We start from the raw sequence: 16155 nt of genomic DNA, 5'->3' as shown, positions 1-16155 counted from the left end.
GCCACGCTGCGCTTCGAGCGCCCGTGGGAGTGGCCTGCACGACGACAAGAATCCTCGGGGAAGGATCGTGACCGCCATGAAGGTGCTGGTGCCCGTCAAGCGGGTGGTGGACTACAACGTCAAGATTCGCGTGAAGGCCGACGGCTCCGGTGTCGAGCTCGCCAACGTGAAGATGTCCATGAACCCCTTCGATGAGATCGCCGTGGAAGAGGCGATCCGCCTGAAGGAGAAGGGCACGGTCACCGAGATCGTTGCGGTGTCGATCGGCCCGCAGCAGGCACAGGAGACGCTGCGCACGGCGCTGGCCATGGGTGCCGACCGCGCAATCCTCGTGAAGACGGACGTGAATTGCGAGCCCCTCGCCGTGGCGAAGCTTCTCAAGGCCGTCGTCGAGAAGGAGAACCCGCAGCTCGTCATCCTCGGCAAGCAGGCGATCGACGACGATTCGAACCAGACCGGGCAGATGCTCGGCGCGCTGCTCGGCTGGCCGCAGGGCACCTTCGCGTACAAGATCGAGCCCGGCGAGGGTAGCCTCGACGTCACACGCGAGGTTGATGGCGGCCTGCAGACCGTCAGCCTCAAATTGCCGGCGGTCGTGACAACGGATCTCCGCCTCAACGAGCCGCGTTACGCGTCGCTGCCCAACATCATGAAGGCCAAGAAGAAGCCGCTTGAGGAGCTGGCACCGGACGCGCTCGGTGTCGACGTGACCCCGCGGCTCACGGTGCTCAAGACCGTCGAACCGCCGGGCCGCTCGGCCGGCGTGAAGGTCGGTTCCGCGGCCGAGCTCGTTCAGAAGCTCAAGGTCGAAGCCGGCGTGATCTGATCCGCAGGCGGGGCTCCCGAGACCCGGTCGAGCCCCGCGCCACCACCCTCAAGGGCACCACAGACCATGACGACACTCCTCTTCGTCGAGCACGGCAACGGCCACATCAAGGACAGCACGCTGAAAGCGCTGTCCGCCGCGAAGGAGATCGGGGCGCCGATCCACGCTCTCGTTCTGGGCGCCGGCTCGAAGGCCGTGGCCGAGGCTGCGGCCAAGCTCGACGGCGTCGAGAAGGTCCTGAGCGCAGAAGACGCCGTCTACGACCACGACCTCGCGGAGCCCGTCGGGGCGCTGATCGCGTCGGTCGCCGGTCCGTACGACGTGATCATCGCGTCGGCCTCGACCACCGGCAAGAACGTGCTGCCGCGTGTGGCCGCCCTTCTCGACGTCGCGCAGGTCTCCGATATCATCAAGGTGGTCGCGCCCGATACGTTCGAGCGGCCGATCTACGCCGGCAACGCGATCCAGACCGTGCAGGCCCCCGCGGGAAAAACGGTGATCACGGTGCGCACGGCGGCGTTCAAGGCGGCGGGTGAAGGCGGCGCGGTTGCCCCGATCGAGCCCGTCTCCGCGGCCGCGCCCGCGGCTGGTGGCTCGACCTTCAAGGGCGAGGAGATCGCCAAGTCAGACCGGCCTGAGCTGGCCTCGGCGCGTATCATCGTGTCCGGCGGCCGCTCGCTCGGCTCGTCGGAGAAGTTCCACGAGCTGATCGAGCCGCTGGCCGACTCGCTCGGCGCCGCGGTCGGCGCCTCCCGCGCTGCGGTCGATGCCGGCTACGCACCGAACGATTGGCAGGTTGGGCAGACCGGCAAGGTCGTAGCGCCCGATCTCTACGTCGCGGTGGGCATCTCGGGCGCAATCCAGCATCTCGCCGGCATGAAGGACTCGAAGGTCATCGTCGCCATCAATAAGGATGAGGACGCTCCGATCTTCCAAGTGGCCGATTATGGGCTCGTCGGTGACCTCTTCCAGGTCGTACCCGAGCTGCAATCCGAGATCGGCAAAGCCAAGGGTCAGTAACGGACCGAGTTCTGGCAACCCGAGAGTCGTGTCTCAGAACGCGGTTTCACGGGTTCCTTCCGGATCGAAGATTGGTCTAGAAGGCTGCAGCGGCGAGACTACGCGCGGTGCCGTCGCGTTCGTGCCGTCCGGCTTGCCGCGCGGCCGTGGATCGGCATCCGCATTGGGGGCACAGGTCGGCACATGCATATGGAGATCAAGCGGGTCGGCATCATCGGCGCGGGCCAGATGGGCAGCGGCATCGCGCAGGTCTGCGCCACCGCCGGCTTGGACGTCCTGTTGAATGATCGCGATTCCGCCCGGCTCGACAACGGCTTGAACGTGATCGAGGGCAGCCTCGCGCGCCTCGTCGCGAAGGGTTCGTTGACGGAGGGCGATAGCGGCGAGGCCCGCGCCCGCATCGTTCCAGCGCGAGATTACGCCGCCCTTGCGCCGTGCGATCTCGTGATCGAGGCGGCGACCGAGAACGAGGCGACGAAGCGCGAGATCTTCACCACGCTGTGCGGATCGCTCCGGCCGGAGACCTTGGTGGCGACGAATACGTCGTCGATCTCCATTACGCGGCTGGCGGCGGCGACCGACCGACCGGAAAAGTTCATCGGCATCCACTTCATGAACCCGGTGCCGGTGATGCAGCTCGTCGAGCTGATTCGCGGCATCGCCACCGAGGATACGACCTACGAATCGGCCAAGGCGTTCATCGCGAAGCTCGGCAAGACCTCGACTATGTCGGAGGATTTCCCGGCCTTCATCGTCAACCGCATCCTGCTGCCGATGATCAACGAGGCGATCTACACGCTCTACGAAGGCGTCGGATCGGTCGAGTCGATCGACACTGCAATGAAGCTCGGCGCCAACCACCCGATGGGGCCGTTGCAGCTGGCCGACTTCATTGGCCTCGACACCTGCCTGTCGGTCATGCAGGTGCTCTACGAAGGCCTGGCCGATTCGAAGTACCGCCCCTGCCCGCTGCTGGTGAAGTACGTCGAGGCCGGCTGGCTCGGCCGCAAGGCCAAACGCGGCTTCTACGATTACCGTGGGCCGACGCCGATCCCGACCCGCTGAGACTGCGCGTTGCGGGACGGCCTCATGAAGCCGTCCCGGCTCGCTCTTACTTCGCTGCGCCGCCGTTGGCGCCCGGCTGAGCCGGCTGCGGATAGGACGGGTTCCCGCCCGGAACACCGGTGCTGTTCGACGGCGACGCGCCGCCGGACTGGCCGGTGACCGACCCCGTCACTTCCTTACGCGACGCGTCCTGGCTCTGGCTGGCGTAGTCCTTCGGCGAATTGGCACCGTTCCACGTGAGCAGACCCACGGTGGCGATCGCCAGCAGCACGAGGCTCGCCACCAGAACCCAGAGGACGGGTTTGCCGCGCTCGCCCTGTCGGCTTTCGTTCGGGTTCAATCTCTCGGCCATCTGAAAAACCTTCTTCGGCGGGACGCCACACGCCGAAACGGGCGCTGTGCGACACGATCTCGTTACCGGCCGCCAACGCGGGGCCGCCGAAGCAGGTTCCTGCCGGGTCGCGGTGTTACCGTCCGGTGGTCAGAAGGATCTTGCCGAGATGGGCGCTGGATTCCATCAATTCGTGCGCCTCCCGGGCTCGCTCGAGCGGGAACGTGGCATGGGTGACCGTCCGGATCCGCCCGGCATCGAGTTCGGGCCAGATGTCCCGGCGCAGGCCGTCGGCGATCGCGGCCTTGTCGGCTTTCCCCCGCGGGCGAAGCGTCGAGCCCGTGAAGGTCAGGCGATTGCGCATGATCGGCGTGATGTTCAGGCCGTCGACCTTGTAGCCGCCCATCAGGGCGATCATCACCAGACGGCCGTCGGGTGCCAGCGACTTGAGATTCCGGGGAAGATAGCTCGCGCCGATCATGTCGAGGATGACATCGACGCCGCGTCCGTCGGTGAGGCGCTTCAGCTCCTCAGCGAAATCGAGTTTCTTGTAGTCGATCGCGGCGTCAGCGCCGAGTTCCTCGCAGAATCGGCACTTCTCGGCCGAGCCCGCCGTAGCGAAGACCCGGGCGCCGACATGCTTGGCGATCTGGATCGCGGTCGCGCCGATGCCGCTCGATCCGCCATGGACGAGGAAACTCTCGCCGCGTGCGAGGCGACCGCGCTGAACGACGTTCGAGTAGACCGTGAAGAAGGTCTCCGGCAGGCCGCCGGCATCGATCAGCGAGACAGCTTTCGGACGCGGCAAACAATGGGACGCCTCGGCCACGGCGTACTCTGCGTAGCCGCCGCTGATCACGAGGGCGCAGACCTCGTCCCCAAGCGACAGGCCGTTGACCTCGCGTCCAAGCGCGACCACGCGTCCGGCGACTTCGAGGCCCGGGATCTCGGTAGCGCCGGGCGGTGGCGGATACACGCCGGAACGCTGCGCCACATCGGGCCGGTTCACGCCGGCGGCCACCACTTCGATCAGGACCTGTCCGGACCCCGGGCTCGGCACGGGGGCGGTCTCGAGGCTGATCACCTCCGGGCCACCGGAACCCGCATAGCGGATCTGGCGCATGGTCCCGGGCAGGTCGGTGGTGGCCATCAACGATAATCCTCGGCGCGCAGGTGGTCTCGGCCGCGCTCACAACGTCGCGGTTCGGCTCTAGTTGCGGCAACGGACGCGCTTGGCAAGCCGAAGGCGCCGAACGCGTCCGCTGCCGGTTCAGGGGCCGGCCTACCGGGCCGCCGCCTTCACCGCCGCGGGCAGTACGATCTGCCCCTGCGCGAGGCTCTTCGGCCAGATCGCGATCTGCTTGCCATCCTGCCACTGCGCCATCAGGCCTGTGATGAAGCCGGGACCGTACTTGATCGAGTGGGTGAACGGGTCGTCCTTGCCGTAGAACTGCGTGCGCCCGACCGTGCCCACCCAGTCGGTCTTCTCGAGAGCATCCACGAGCTTGTCGGCCTCCGTCGTGCCGGCGCGCTTCACGGCATCGGCCGCGTAGTAGACCTGATCATAGGCCATGTAGCCGGCGTAGGACGGATCGCTGCCGAAGCGCTTCTTGAACGCGTCGCTGAAGGCGAGCGACTTGTCGGTGATGGCGGCACCCGGCACCGCGATGCTCTGGAAGATAACCCCCTGCGTCGCGCCGTTGGTGTTGGCCCAGAAGGTCGAGGAGGTCGCCTGCGAGTTCATGCCGGTCATGGCGAGCGGCACCTGCTGGTTCTGCCACTGCACGGTCGGCTGCACGCCGACATGCGAGATTCCGGTGACGATCAGGTCGGGCTTGGCCGCCTCGATCTTGTTGTAGATCGGCGTGAAGTCGCCCGTGTCCGGCGAGAAGCGGATGTGATCGACGACCTTCACGCCGATCTCGGGCAGGCACTTTTCGTAGCTGACGTCGAGGGGACGGGTCCAGGCCGCGTCCTCGCTCATGATCGCGGCGGTCTTCACCTTCATCAAGTCGATCAGCATGTCCTTCGTGGAATCGCAGATCGATTGAGCCAGGGCCGCCGAGGTGAGATAGCCGTGGAAGGTGTACTTGTTGCGCGCGTAATCCTTGTGGACGGCGAGGCTGATCTCGTTCGAGGCCGCGCCCGGGGTGATCATCGGCGTCTTGAGCCGGGCCGCCCAGGGCATCAGCGCCAGCACGACCTCCGAGATGTAGCTGGCGATGACGAGGTTGACCTTGTCCTCGGACACCGCCCGCTGGAAGGCGCGGACTGCGTCGGAAGCCGAACTCTTGTCGTCGTAGGTGACGACCTGGATCTGGCGCCCGTCGATGCCGCCCTGGGCGTTGATCTCGTCGGCGGCGAGCTGCACCGCCTGCGGGATCGAGGCCCCGACCACCGACTGCGCCTCGGCGATCACCCCGATCTTGATCGGATCGGCGGCACGGGCCTGCGTCGGTCCCAACAACCCCGCTACTGCGAGCAGGGCCAGGGCCCGACTCGAAACGCTGCGTTCCATCGGCATGGGCTTCCTCCTGCGGCCCGTGCGCCTGTTGTCGCCGCATCAGGTCCGCGCCAGGATTGTGCAACACGCCGGCGCCTGAATACAATGTGCAGACGCGAAATCCGGTGACAGATGGCCTGTCAGCTGCCCGCACGTCTGAAGATCAGGCTCAGATTGTTCGCCGGCATGGCTACGCGCCCGGTCAGGCCGAGCCCGTACCGGGCCGCTTCTGCCGCGACGGCTTCCAGATCCCGCACGCCCCCGTTTGGGTCCCGCTCGCGCAGTGACGCATCGAAGGCAGCGTTGCTCTCCGCATCGTATCGTCCGGCCTCGCGGAACGGACCATAGAGGAACAGGACGCCCTCCTCCGCCAGGACACGGCCGGCTCCGGCCATCAGGCCCTCGGTGGCGGCCCAGGGCGCGATGTGAATCATGTTGATGCAGACGATTGCGTCGACGCCGGCGACCGGCCAGGCCGTGGCCGTCGCGTCAAGGTCGAGGGGCGGCACGATATTGGACAAACCTGTCCGGCGGGCATGGGCGGCGATGCTGCGCCGGGCGGCGGGTTCGGGATCGCTCGGGAGCCAACCGAGACCCGGCAGGGCCGCGGCAACATGTACGGCGTGTTCACCGGAGCCGCTTGCGATCTCCAGAACGGTGCCGGTCTCGGGCAGGATCTCGCGGAGTACGCTGAGGATCGCGTCGCGGTTGCGCGCGACGGCCGGCGCCGTCAGAGCGTCGTGGCTGTCGATTTCCCAGCCGAGCATGAACACCTGCCGTCGGTTTCAGCGGCCTACCGATGGGGTGACTGCCGGACGCGGCTAGCGCACCCTCATTGCGCGCATGGACCCGTTACCATACTGCATCCCAGCGATGTTGTGCCCGTTCAACGTAGCGTCTGAGCCAGCCGGCCCATCCGTCGGGATAACAAATGCCGCTGTCGTGCGACTCTCCTGCGGCGCACGCAGCCGCCCTTCCGGGCCCGGCTTCATCGAGGGCCGACGGCATCATCGCCACGGGCGTCGTCGGCCTGGATGCCATGCTCGGGCCGTGCGGCTTCCACCGCGGCTCCAGCGCCCGGATTTCCGGCGCCGCGGGTACCGGCAAGAGCATGCTTGCCGCCTCGATCATCGACGCGGCCTGCCGGCGCGGGGAGCGCTGCATGGCCTTCATGTTCGAGGAGAGCGGCGCACTGATCATCCGCAACGCGCACTCCATCGGGCTCGACCTCGACATGCACGTGTCGAGCGGCCGCCTCCGCTTCGAGGCCGCACGGCCGAGCCTGTTCGGGGTGGAGACGCATCTTGCGCGGATGCACCGCGACCTCGATCAGTTCCCGCAGGAAGTCGTGGTGATCGACCCGGCCCCCACCTTGTGCGGGCCGGCGGGCGCGTTGCAGGCCACGCTCCTGCGGATGATCGACCTGGTCAAGGCGCGGCATCACGGCGTCCTTCACCACGCTGCGCAGTGACGGCTCCCTGATGGAGGACAACGATTTCGGCGTGTCTTCCCTGATGGATGCCTGGGTCAAGCTCCAGAACATGGAGGCGAACGGGGAGCGGACCAGCACCCTCTACGTCATCCCGTCGCGGGGCATGAGCCAGTCCAACCAGATCCGCGAATGTCTGATGTCGTCGGAAGGGATTCAGTTGATGGATGCCTATATTGGTCCATCAGGCGTCCTCGCCGGCACGGCTCGCCTGGTTGAGGAGGCGCAGGAGCGAGCCGCCGCGCAGCACCGGGACGCCACCGAGCGACGACTGCGGGAGATGGCGCGCCACCGGTCCGGCCTCGAGCGCCAGATCGAGGATCTCATGGCCGCCCTCGAGGCGGCCGTGGACGAGGAGGAGAGCCCCCGCGCCGAAGACGGGGCGCGGGGTTGTCCTCGAGCCGGAGCAGCAGGCGTCGATCGCACGACGGAGTGCCGCGGATTGGGTGATACGGCCACGGACGACCAAGCACCCGACACGGATCCCGACCGCGATCCCGGCCACTATCATCTCCGCCTCTACGTCCCGGGACAGACTGCCCAGTCGGTACGCTGCTCTACGGCAACCGGCGGCTGGCTGACACGCTCGGCGAGCCGCAGGAGCGCCTGACCGGCCACCGCCCGGCCTTTGCGCGGCGCCAAGCCCCGCGGCCCGAGGTGTTCGAGGTTGGCGCATCGCTGCGGGCCGTGGCGGAAACGCTGGATTCGGTCACGGGCGCGCGCATCACTGTGGTTGCCGAGATCCCCGACGCTCGCTGCAACATCCGCGCGGACCTGAGCCGGTTCGAAACCGCCCTGATCAACATGGCGGTGAACGCCCGCGACGCCATGGGGGGGCGAGGGCACGTTGACCCTGAAGCTCACGGGGGACCGCCCGATGCCGGCGATCCGCGGCCATGCCGGCTCGCGCAGCACCTTCGCGGCGGTGGCGCTGTCCGACGCCGGCATCGGGATTCCGCCCGACGCGCTGCCGCGCATCATCTCGACGGCGCCAGCCTCTGCGTGCTCGTGGTCGAGGATAACATCGAGGTTGGCCGCTTCGCCACGCAGATCCTCGACGATCTCGGCCACAAAACGGTCTGGTCGACGACCGCCGAGGAGGCGCTCGTTGAGATCGAGAGGATTCCGTTCCGCTTCGACGCCGTGTTCTCCGACGTGATGATGCCCGCTCTGCCGGTCGTCGTCACCTCCGGCTACAGCCACGTGCTGGCGCAGGAGGGCGTCCACGGCTTCGACCTGGTCCAGAAGCCCTATCCGGTTGATCAGCTCTCGCAGATTCTCCGCAAGGTGATCGGCAGGGGCCGCGCCGGGTCCCGGCGCGCCAGGGCCTGAAGCCGGGTCCTAGCGGGTGCCGTACATCCGGTCTCCGGCATCGCCGAGGCCGGGGACGATGTAGCCGTGGTCGTTCAGGTGGCTGTCGATGGCCGCAGTCCAAACCGGAACGTCGGGATGGGCGGCCTGGAACTTGGCAAGGCCCTCCGGAGCCGCCAGCAGGCACACGAACCGCAGATCCGAGGCACCCCGAGCCTTCAGGCGGTCGAGGGCCGCGATGGCCGAATTGGCGGTGGCCAGCATCGGATCCAAGACCAAGACCGTCCGGTCGGCGAGATCGGAGGGGGCCTTGAAGTAATACTCCACGGCCTCCAGCGTGTCGGGATCCCGGTATAGACCGATATGCGCGACGCGGGCCGAGGGCACCAGCGACAGCATGCCGTCGAGAAAGCCGATCCCCGCCCTCAGGATCGGCGCCAGGACCAGCTTCTTGCCCTGGATCTGCTGCCCCTGCATCGGCTGGAGCGGAGTCTCGATCGTGACGGGCTCCAGCGGCAGATCCCGCGTCACCTCGTAGGCGAGGAGCATCCCGATCTCGTTGAGGATCTGACGGAAGCCCTTCGTCGACCGGTTCTTGTCCCGCAGATACGTGAGCTTGTGCTGCACGAGCGGGTGATCGACTACAGTGACCCGACCCGTCTGCATGTCCAACCCCTCCCCTTGCGGTTGAAGGACCAATGCCGGACCCGGGGCTGAGGTGCAACTCGGCTTGGTGATCCGCAGGGTGGGCCACGCGGATGCGACCACGACGAGACGCGCTGCGTGCAGGCCGGATGTCTCAAGACATGTCCTTCCACGGCTGTATCCGCGGCGTCCGGTCCGGATCAGGATACGCAGCAGGACATACGAGCGGTTTCAGATCCGCGCCGGCCAGTTCGATCAGATCGCCGGCGACGGTAGCCGTCGGCATTGTCCTATCCCCGCGCGACGCGCCGCCATGGCAGGTTTGACGCTGTGAACGAAAAGCTGTTTTTTAACCTCGGTACTGGATCGTCTATCAGTATACTCGGATTTTAAATGCGATAAACATCCATAGATTTGGTATTTACTTATATAAATACTTTTATTGTTGCGTGGCATCATATGGTTTTAGCGCTGAACGGAGAGGACATCCATGAATCTCCTGTTGATTCCGGGGTTATAAATGAGAGAGAAAGTATCGCCCTGCGTGATGCTCCCTTCCTATCCTCTCTTCTGGTCCGCCTGTTTCATGCGTATATCCATACCGCTCAAAGCAATACTCGCCATGATCTTTGTTGGCCTCGCTCTGGTCTCAGCTGTTCAGAGCGGCATGTCCCTGCGTGAACTCGCGGCCGTCGGTGAGAAGACGACGGCTCTGGCAAAGGACTGGGTGCCCTCGCTCGAGAAGGTCGGTGCGATCGAGGTCGCGGCGTCCGAAGTCCGGATCAAACAGTACCGGCTGATCCTCCTGTCGGATACGCCGGAGCACCGCGCGGCCAACGAAGCCAACCTCGCAAAGACGCACGCCCAGTTTCTGGACGCGCGACGGGCCTATGAGCCGCTGATCAGCACGCCTGAGGAACGAAGCCTCTACGACGCCTTCGATGAGTCCTGGACCCCTTTTGAACGGGCGGACCGTGAGGTGCGCCGCCTGATGGAAGCGGGTCTGCAGCAGGATGCAAAGGCGTTGCTGATCAAACCCGAGGTCGTGGCCCTCTACGACAGCGCTCGTGCGACCTTGGCGCGCTTGGTGCAACATGACGAGAAAGCCGCATCCCAGGATGCCAATACTGCAATGAACAGGGTCGATCGCGCATCCGTCACCGCAATCATCGGGATCGCTCTCGCGTTACTTACGGCTTTCGGTGCGGCGCTCTTCGGCCTCGTCTACATCTCGCGCCCGATCGCAGCGATGACCGGCGCAATGAGCAAACTCGCGCGGGGCGACACGGCGACGGACATTCCGTTCCGGCATCGCCGCGACGAGATCGGCGCGATGGCAGCAGCGGTCCAGGTCTTCAAGGACAACCTGATCCGCACACGGCAACTCGAAGCCGAGGCCGAAGAGGCGCGGAGGGAAGCGGAACGTCAGCGCAGCCACGGTATGCGCCTGATGGCCGACCAGTTCGCGGAAGCCGTGGGCGAAATCATCGCGCAGGTCTCGGCCTCGGCCACCGGGCTGCAGGCGACTGCCCGGAGCATGACGGAAACCGCCGCGAAGACCGCCGAGCAATCCACCACTGTCGCGGCCGCCGCCGAGCAGGCGGGCAGCAACGTGAACACCGTGGCGGCGGCGGCCGAGGAACTGGGCACCTCCGTCCAAGAGATCGGCCGGCAGGTCAATGGTTCGGCCACGCTCGCGCGGGCGGCGGTCGACGAGACGGATCAGACCGGCGCTATGGTCCAGGAGCTGAGCGACGCTGTCGTCAGGATCGGCGACGTTGTCGGATTGATCTCGACCATCGCGGGTCAGACGAACCTGCTGGCGTTGAACGCCACGATCGAGGCAGCCCGGGCGGGGATCGCCGGTCGCGGCTTCGCGGTCGTGGCCACCGAGGTCAAGGCACTGGCCGAACAGACTGCTCGGGCAACCGACGAGATTTCGGGCCAGATCGCGCGGGTTCAGGCCTCGACGGACCAGGCCGTCTCAGCGATCGGAGCCATCACGGCGCGGATCCGCGAGATCAACGGCGTGGCGACTTCGATCGCCGCCGCGGTGGAGGAACAGGGCGCAGCGACCCACGAGATTGTGCGCAACGTCGGCCATGCCGCGGCGGGAACCGGCGAGGTCACCAGCAATATCGTGAGCGTCGCGAACGCCGCCGAGAAGACCGGCGCGGCGGCCGGGCAGGTCCTGATCGAAGCCTCCCGGCTTTCCGAACGGTCCGACCACCTGAATGCCGAAGTCGCACGATTCCTGGGCATGGTCCGCGCGGCCTGACACCCGGTTCCGATCGCGGCGGCTTCAGAGCGATGTGTTGATGCGTCCGGGCCGATCGGCCCGGACGCTGCAATTGCGATCACTCAGACCGCGTGGCCGCCGCCGTCGGTCCGGCGCTTGGCCATGAAGGCATCAAACTGCTCGCGGTCCCGGGCCCGCTTCAACTCCTCGACGAACTCTGAAAAGGCGCGGCTCTCTTCCTCGAGAGCACGCCGCTGCGCCTCAAGCCGGTCCAGCTCGGCCCGACGATAGGCATCGAAAGCGGCATTGCCGGTGCTGTCCCGGCGGCTGGCGGCCTCGAAGGCGCGGGCGAAGCGCGAGGCGGGACGCCCCCCCTCGAACTCGGACACGGTCCGGCGCGCGGCGGCGCGCAGCTCCGAGAAGGCCGGGTAGCCGGCGAGCTTCCAGGCTACCAACGCAAGGCCCACCGGCCACCAATAGATGAAGCCGACCACGATCGCGCCGATCTCCAGGGAGCGGCGGGGGAACGGGCCGGACCGGCAGAGCCTGCCGGTCGCCCAGGGAGAAGAGGATTGAGAGGTCACGGCTGTGCTCCGCTGTCCATGTGAACGCGGTTAACATGCGGGTGCGGCGGAGGCCTTTCAAGCCCGCCCAGGTCCGGTCTCGCGCTCGCCCCTCTGGGCCGCTCCGTGGACCAGGGCCAAGACTCCGGCGCGCAGCAACTCGTATTTGTCGGGAAATCCGGGGCCGCGCGGCAGATGACCGGCAGCCGAGAGCGTCGCGAGCCCGTGGGCCAGGGCCCAGACCTCCAGGGCGATGAAGCGGGGTGCCACGCCCCCGAAACCGTCCGCGAACGTCGCCTGGAGTGCTTCGACCAGAAGGTCGAAGGGGCTTGGCCGCGCGACCGGTTCCGCGGCACCAAGATCTGCGCCGCCGGCCGGTGTTCCGCGCGTCTCGAAGATGGCCGCGTAATAGGCCGGCTCCTCCTCGGCAAAGGCGAGGTAGGTCTCGCCCATGCGGGTGAACCGCTCCAGCGGCGTCCCCCGCGACGTCAGGGCCCGCGCCAGTCGCGCGGCGAGTTCCGCGAAGCCGCGCCCAGCGAGTTCTTCCAACAGCGCCTCACGCCCGCGGAAATGGCGATACAGCGCGGCCGGTGTCACGCCGACCAGGCGCGCGGCATCCACCAAGGTGAAGCCACCGATCCCGCGCTCGGCAATGAATCGGCGCGCGGCCTCGAGGAGGGCCTCCTTCAGATTGCCGTGATGGTAACTCCGCCGGTCGTCCGGCCCGTCCCGCCAGGGTCGCAAGATCTCACATCTCCTTCCCGCGCCTGTTGCACCTCACCGGACCTTCGCCCCGCTGTCGAGTCCGAAGGTGCGCTGACCTCCGTTCGGAGATCCGCCTAAGCATGACAGCCGAACGCGACGGTTGTTTCGGACGGGCCAAGCCCGCTTGACCGCCTCAGGCAAGCGTAACATTATTACACGTGCGAGCCGAGCGGCGTCGACGGGTGGCTTTGCCGTGCGGGTGCTGGCTTTGCGAACGCAGGATAACGAGCATCGCGCATGGCTTTCGTGAGCCTCAGGGCGTGGCGGGCCCGGTCGGCGGAGCGCGCCGAGTTGGGGTCGCGTCTCAAGCAAGAGCTGCGCTCGGCGCTCAACCTTGGGGACGCCGATGCGCTGGCGGTCAACGAGATCGCCTGCACCGATCCCGGCTGTCCGGACATGGAGACCATCGTGCTGGTGATGCGCGCCGGCGCGCCGACGCGAGCTCTGAGGATCCGGCGCCCCATCGACGCTGTGGATGCGCACGATATTGCGGCGCTCGCCGAGGAAGACCGGTCCTCCGACGTCTCGATAACGTGATCCGGCGCGGCGCTTTCGGGCCTCCCAGCCGTTCAGGCCGCAGGGACGCGTCCGCGCGCGCGGCGTAGCATTCCTCAAACGCCACGATCCGGTCGGGCGGGTCTCGGGAGGGAAGCACGCCATGATGAGCCGCCGTCACGTCCTCGCGCTCGCCGTCCTCGCCCTTGCCGTGAATGGGCCGTTCGGCGCGCTTGCGCCAGCGCGCGCCGGCGAGACGCGGCCGTTCACGGATGCGGCCTTCGAAGCCGCGCAAAACAGCGGAAAGCCGGTCCTGATCGCGGTCAGCGCCCCCTGGTGCCCGATCTGCCGAACGCAGAAGCCGATCCTCGCGAAACTTTCGGCCGAGCCGCGCTTCAGGGATCTCCAGATCTTCGATATCGACTTTGACAGCCAGAAGGATCTGCTGAGGCGCCTGAACGTCCGGATGCAGAGCACGCTGATCGCCTACAAGGGTGCGACGGAGGTCGGCCGATCAGTGGGCGAGACGCAGCCGGAATGGATCGAGGGGCTCGTGGAGAAGACCCTCTGACCGTCGGTGCGCCGCGAAGCAGGCTGTCCGGTCCCGTTCAGGGAAGCCTCGGCATAAGCGCGATGCGGGTCCGCGTGATGGGTCCGGCGGAGATTGTCACCGGTGTCGAGCACCCTTTCGTCAGATGTCCCGGGTCCCGATGCGATCGTGGCCGTGCCCGTGCGGAACGAAGAGGAGCGGATTGCGGCCTGTCTGAAGGCCATCGACGCTCAGGAGGGTGTGGACGCGGGCCGCCTCGGCATCGTCCTGTTCCTGAATAATTGCACGGACAACACGGAAGCGCTCGTGTCCGCGCTGGTGCCGACGCTGTCGATCCCGGTCCGGGTGCGCGTCGAGAATTTTTCCGGCGCCCATGCCGGCTGGGCGCGGCGCAAGGCGATGGATGCCGCCGCGGAATGGCTGGGTGATGCGGGGAATGCGGGGATCATCCTGTCCACCGATGCCGACAGCCGCGTCCCGCCCAACTGGGTGGCCCGCAACCGCGCGGCGATCCTGGCGGGTGCCGATGCGGTCGCCGGCCGGGTCGAACTCGACGCGGCGGAGGCGGCACTGCTGCCGCCATCGCTGCCCGCCCGGGGTCGCCTGGAGGATCTCTATGACGCCCTGATCACCGAGGCGGAGGCACGGATCGATCCCGATCCGCACGATCCCTGGCCGTGCCACCGGACCGCGATCGGCGCGACTCTGGCGGTGACCCGCAGCGCCTACCTTCAAGTCGGCGGCATGCCCGAGATCCCGCTCGGAGAGGACGGCGCCTTCATCGCCCGCCTGCTCGAGCATGGGCTGCGCGTCCGCCATGCCACCGACGTCTGCGTGACCATTTCGGCCCGTCTCGCCGGACGGGCACCGGGCGGCGTCGCCGACACGATCCGCTCGCGCTGCGAAGAGCCCGACGCGCTCTGCGACGCCCGGATGGAAACCTTTCCGCGGGTCGTGCGGCGCTACGTTTGGCGCCGGCGGTTTCGCGCGATGCACGGGCGCGGGCTGCTCGCCCGGACCGATGCCTGGGCGCGGGCGATCGGGATCGCGCCCGCGGAGGCGCTGCGGATCGCGGCCCTCCCCCTCGGTCAAGCCATTGCGGAAGCGGAGCGCACCAGCCCGCGACTGGCCTATCGCCCGATCGGGCCGCGCCAGCTGCCCGGTCAGATCCGAATCGCCCGGCTTGGAGTCGCCGCGATCCGTGTCGGCCTCGGATTCGCCGGCCTTTTGCAACGAGTCGCCGGCAGGGCGGCGTCCGAACGAACGGCTACCCACCCGCATGGCAGCCGCATCTGATCCCCTCAGGAGCGGCGTTCCAGCACGTCCCGCGGCGCGACGCCGAAGCGGCGGCGGATCAGCGCAACTTAGACTGAATGAAGTTGCGGAGGTGCGCTGACCCGTCCCGGCCTCAGGGGGCGGATCGACCTCAATGGTCGGCGGCCGCGACCCGCCCGTCGGTCCGGGCAGCGGACGCATTGGCGAAACGCAGCACGACGCTACGTCCCTCGGAGGGGGGCGCCGACAGGCTTGCGCGGAACCGGGCGCTGTCGGACGAGGCGAGGACGGAGCGGGGCGGGGCGACCGAAAATGTCCGGATCGTCCGGCCGCCGGCGTCGCGAATCTCGACGCTCAACGGCGCAACCGGCGTGTCCGAGCGGGCAATGCCGACGAGATCGCCCTCCACGACGAGTTCCGCGGGACGGCCATCCTCGGCCGGGTTGCCGAAGGCCACCACGTCGCGAATCTCGATGCCACGCACATTCACCGGAAGGCCGATACGCGCGAACAGGGACGCGGTCTGCGGCACGGCCCGCACCACATTGGTACGGGCGAGGCAAATAAGGGGAAATGCCGCCAGAAGCGTCAGACCGAAAGCCAGCGAAGGCGACAGGCCGGGGATCGCACGGCGGCCCTTGCCGCCAAGCTTCCTGGGCCGGGCGGGACGCTGGATCGCCGGAGCCGGGACGTCGCTGGCAATCCGTACCGACGCGGTCGCCTCCTCCCAGGCCGCATCCGTGAGCGGATCGGCCTCGGCGCGCGCGGCGAGTTCGGCCTCGTGTCCGGCGAGGACATCGGCGGGCGTGATGAACCAAGTCTCGCGGCAGGCGGCACAGCGGACCGAACGGCCCTCCATGCCGACCTTGCTGGCGTCGATCCGATATTCGCTCGCGCAGCTTGGACAGGCGATCAGCATACGCGCCATACTCGCATCGATCGGCCGCAGCGGGGCCGAAAAGTGAATTTCCTTGAGGAAGTGTCGCCGAACAGGGTTAAGCGGCAGTGAAATCCCCGAGGCCTTGAAAACGCCCCCCGGTGCGGCGATTCCCGGGGGATGGACAGACGACACACGGCA

The 16155-nt window shown here is 67.3% G+C and carries 18 protein-coding genes; 10 read left to right on the top strand and 8 right to left on the bottom strand.

All coding sequences use genetic code 11. From position 1 onward, the window contains the following. Window positions 1-76 precede the first annotated feature (76 nt). The 3 genes from CIW48_RS00160 (at window position 77) to CIW48_RS00150 (ending at window position 2911) form a co-directional block, all read left to right on the top strand. Window positions 77-826 carry an electron transfer flavoprotein subunit beta/FixA family protein gene (locus tag CIW48_RS00160; RefSeq protein ID WP_149308613.1) on the top strand — a complete coding sequence of 250 codons (750 nt, stop codon included), beginning with the start codon at window positions 77-79 and terminating at the stop codon, window positions 824-826. 66 nt (window positions 827-892) lie between these two features. Next, the gene (locus CIW48_RS00155; protein ID WP_149307966.1) at window positions 893-1846 is read left to right on the top strand and encodes an FAD-binding protein; all 954 of its coding nucleotides are present in this window, start codon (window positions 893-895) and stop codon (window positions 1844-1846) included. Between the two features lie 183 nt (window positions 1847-2029). After that, on the top strand, window positions 2030-2911 hold the full coding sequence (locus tag CIW48_RS00150; protein WP_149307964.1) for a 3-hydroxybutyryl-CoA dehydrogenase: 882 nt from the start codon (window positions 2030-2032) through the stop codon (window positions 2909-2911). Window positions 2912-2957: 46 nt separating this feature from the next. Here CIW48_RS00150 and CIW48_RS00145 read toward each other — a convergent pair whose 3' ends face one another. The 4 genes from CIW48_RS00145 to CIW48_RS00130 form a co-directional block, all read right to left on the bottom strand. Next, window positions 2958-3263 carry a hypothetical protein gene (locus CIW48_RS00145; protein WP_149307962.1) on the bottom strand — a complete coding sequence of 102 codons (306 nt, stop codon included), beginning with the start codon at window positions 3261-3263 and terminating at the stop codon, window positions 2958-2960. A 115-nt stretch (window positions 3264-3378) separates the two neighbouring features. Next, complete coding sequence (locus CIW48_RS00140; RefSeq protein WP_149307960.1) at window positions 3379-4392, bottom strand: NAD(P)H-quinone oxidoreductase; 1014 nt, start codon at window positions 4390-4392, stop codon at window positions 3379-3381. Window positions 4393-4524: 132 nt separating this feature from the next. Then, window positions 4525-5766, bottom strand: coding sequence for an ABC transporter substrate-binding protein (locus CIW48_RS00135; RefSeq protein WP_149307958.1), 1242 nt, complete (start codon window positions 5764-5766; stop codon window positions 4525-4527). Between the two features lie 119 nt (window positions 5767-5885). After that, complete coding sequence (locus CIW48_RS00130; RefSeq protein ID WP_149307956.1) at window positions 5886-6512, bottom strand: DUF938 domain-containing protein; 627 nt, start codon at window positions 6510-6512, stop codon at window positions 5886-5888. A 164-nt stretch (window positions 6513-6676) separates the two neighbouring features. On the opposite strand from CIW48_RS00130, the gene CIW48_RS33760 reads away from it, so the two are divergent. The 3 genes from CIW48_RS33760 (at window position 6677) to CIW48_RS00120 (ending at window position 8566) form a co-directional block, all read left to right on the top strand. Next, window positions 6677-7216 carry an ATPase domain-containing protein gene (locus CIW48_RS33760; protein WP_246695071.1) on the top strand — a complete coding sequence of 180 codons (540 nt, stop codon included), beginning with the start codon at window positions 6677-6679 and terminating at the stop codon, window positions 7214-7216. A gap of 10 nt (window positions 7217-7226) precedes the next feature. Beyond that, on the top strand, window positions 7227-7844 hold the full coding sequence (locus CIW48_RS33755; RefSeq protein ID WP_246695070.1) for a hypothetical protein: 618 nt from the start codon (window positions 7227-7229) through the stop codon (window positions 7842-7844). A 77-nt stretch (window positions 7845-7921) separates the two neighbouring features. Further along, window positions 7922-8566, top strand: a complete 645-nt coding sequence (locus CIW48_RS00120; RefSeq protein ID WP_246695069.1) for a hypothetical protein — start codon at window positions 7922-7924, stop codon at window positions 8564-8566. Window positions 8567-8575: 9 nt separating this feature from the next. Here the strand turns inward: CIW48_RS00120 and upp are convergent, their stop codons facing one another. Beyond that, window positions 8576-9211, bottom strand: coding sequence for a uracil phosphoribosyltransferase (gene upp, locus CIW48_RS00115; RefSeq protein WP_149307954.1), 636 nt, complete (start codon window positions 9209-9211; stop codon window positions 8576-8578). 565 nt (window positions 9212-9776) lie between these two features. On the opposite strand from upp, the gene CIW48_RS00110 reads away from it, so the two are divergent. Then, window positions 9777-11468 (top strand): methyl-accepting chemotaxis protein, encoded by a 1692-nt coding sequence (locus tag CIW48_RS00110; protein ID WP_149307952.1) that lies wholly within the window; start codon window positions 9777-9779, stop codon window positions 11466-11468. 83 nt (window positions 11469-11551) lie between these two features. On the opposite strand, the gene CIW48_RS00105 is transcribed toward CIW48_RS00110, so the two are convergent. After that, entirely contained in the window at window positions 11552-12013 is a 462-nt protein-coding gene (locus CIW48_RS00105; RefSeq protein WP_149307950.1) for a DUF2852 domain-containing protein, read from the bottom strand. A 57-nt stretch (window positions 12014-12070) separates the two neighbouring features. Then, window positions 12071-12736, bottom strand: a complete 666-nt coding sequence (locus CIW48_RS00100) for a TetR/AcrR family transcriptional regulator (protein WP_149307948.1) — start codon at window positions 12734-12736, stop codon at window positions 12071-12073. A gap of 258 nt (window positions 12737-12994) precedes the next feature. On the opposite strand from CIW48_RS00100, the gene CIW48_RS00095 reads away from it, so the two are divergent. The 3 genes from CIW48_RS00095 (at window position 12995) to CIW48_RS00085 (ending at window position 15098) form a co-directional block, all read left to right on the top strand. Then, a complete protein-coding gene (locus CIW48_RS00095) occupies window positions 12995-13294 on the top strand; it encodes a hypothetical protein (protein ID WP_149307946.1) in 300 nt (99 codons plus the stop codon). A gap of 121 nt (window positions 13295-13415) precedes the next feature. Continuing rightward, the gene (locus CIW48_RS00090; protein WP_149307944.1) at window positions 13416-13823 is read left to right on the top strand and encodes a thioredoxin family protein; all 408 of its coding nucleotides are present in this window, start codon (window positions 13416-13418) and stop codon (window positions 13821-13823) included. Between the two features lie 102 nt (window positions 13824-13925). Continuing rightward, a complete protein-coding gene (locus CIW48_RS00085; RefSeq protein WP_149307942.1) occupies window positions 13926-15098 on the top strand; it encodes a glycosyltransferase family 2 protein in 1173 nt (390 codons plus the stop codon). Window positions 15099-15228: 130 nt separating this feature from the next. Here CIW48_RS00085 and CIW48_RS00080 read toward each other — a convergent pair whose 3' ends face one another. Next, a complete protein-coding gene (locus CIW48_RS00080; RefSeq protein WP_348645119.1) occupies window positions 15229-16005 on the bottom strand; it encodes a zinc-ribbon domain-containing protein in 777 nt (258 codons plus the stop codon). Window positions 16006-16155 lie beyond the last annotated feature (150 nt).

The organism is Methylobacterium sp. P1-11, assembly GCF_008329595.1.
Classification (GTDB): domain Bacteria; phylum Pseudomonadota; class Alphaproteobacteria; order Rhizobiales; family Beijerinckiaceae; genus Methylobacterium.
The sequence above is the reverse complement of the archived record's forward strand: the minus strand, read 5'-3'. Positions and strand labels throughout refer to the sequence as shown.

What these genes read in the sequence shown, in the direction of transcription:
- CIW48_RS00150 (WP_149307964.1), top strand. Translation starts at nt 2,030, where the DNA reads ATGCATATGGAGATCAAGCGGGTCGGCATCATCGGCGCGGGCCAGATG.
- CIW48_RS33760 (WP_246695071.1), top strand. Translation starts at nt 6,677, where the DNA reads ATGCCGCTGTCGTGCGACTCTCCTGCGGCGCACGCAGCCGCCCTTCCG.
- CIW48_RS00160 (WP_149308613.1), top strand. Translation starts at nt 77, where the DNA reads ATGAAGGTGCTGGTGCCCGTCAAGCGGGTGGTGGACTACAACGTCAAG.
- CIW48_RS00135 (WP_149307958.1), bottom strand. Translation starts at nt 5,766, where the DNA reads ATGCCGATGGAACGCAGCGTTTCGAGTCGGGCCCTGGCCCTGCTCGCA.
- CIW48_RS00090 (WP_149307944.1), top strand. Translation starts at nt 13,416, where the DNA reads ATGATGAGCCGCCGTCACGTCCTCGCGCTCGCCGTCCTCGCCCTTGCC.
- CIW48_RS00110 (WP_149307952.1), top strand. Translation starts at nt 9,777, where the DNA reads ATGCGTATATCCATACCGCTCAAAGCAATACTCGCCATGATCTTTGTT.
- CIW48_RS00140 (WP_149307960.1), bottom strand. Translation starts at nt 4,392, where the DNA reads ATGGCCACCACCGACCTGCCCGGGACCATGCGCCAGATCCGCTATGCG.
- upp (WP_149307954.1), bottom strand. Translation starts at nt 9,211, where the DNA reads ATGCAGACGGGTCGGGTCACTGTAGTCGATCACCCGCTCGTGCAGCAC.
- CIW48_RS00095 (WP_149307946.1), top strand. Translation starts at nt 12,995, where the DNA reads ATGGCTTTCGTGAGCCTCAGGGCGTGGCGGGCCCGGTCGGCGGAGCGC.
- CIW48_RS00130 (WP_149307956.1), bottom strand. Translation starts at nt 6,512, where the DNA reads ATGCTCGGCTGGGAAATCGACAGCCACGACGCTCTGACGGCGCCGGCC.
- CIW48_RS00080 (WP_348645119.1), bottom strand. Translation starts at nt 16,005, where the DNA reads ATGGCGCGTATGCTGATCGCCTGTCCAAGCTGCGCGAGCGAATATCGG.
- CIW48_RS33755 (WP_246695070.1), top strand. Translation starts at nt 7,227, where the DNA reads ATGGAGGACAACGATTTCGGCGTGTCTTCCCTGATGGATGCCTGGGTC.
- CIW48_RS00145 (WP_149307962.1), bottom strand. Translation starts at nt 3,263, where the DNA reads ATGGCCGAGAGATTGAACCCGAACGAAAGCCGACAGGGCGAGCGCGGC.
- CIW48_RS00155 (WP_149307966.1), top strand. Translation starts at nt 893, where the DNA reads ATGACGACACTCCTCTTCGTCGAGCACGGCAACGGCCACATCAAGGAC.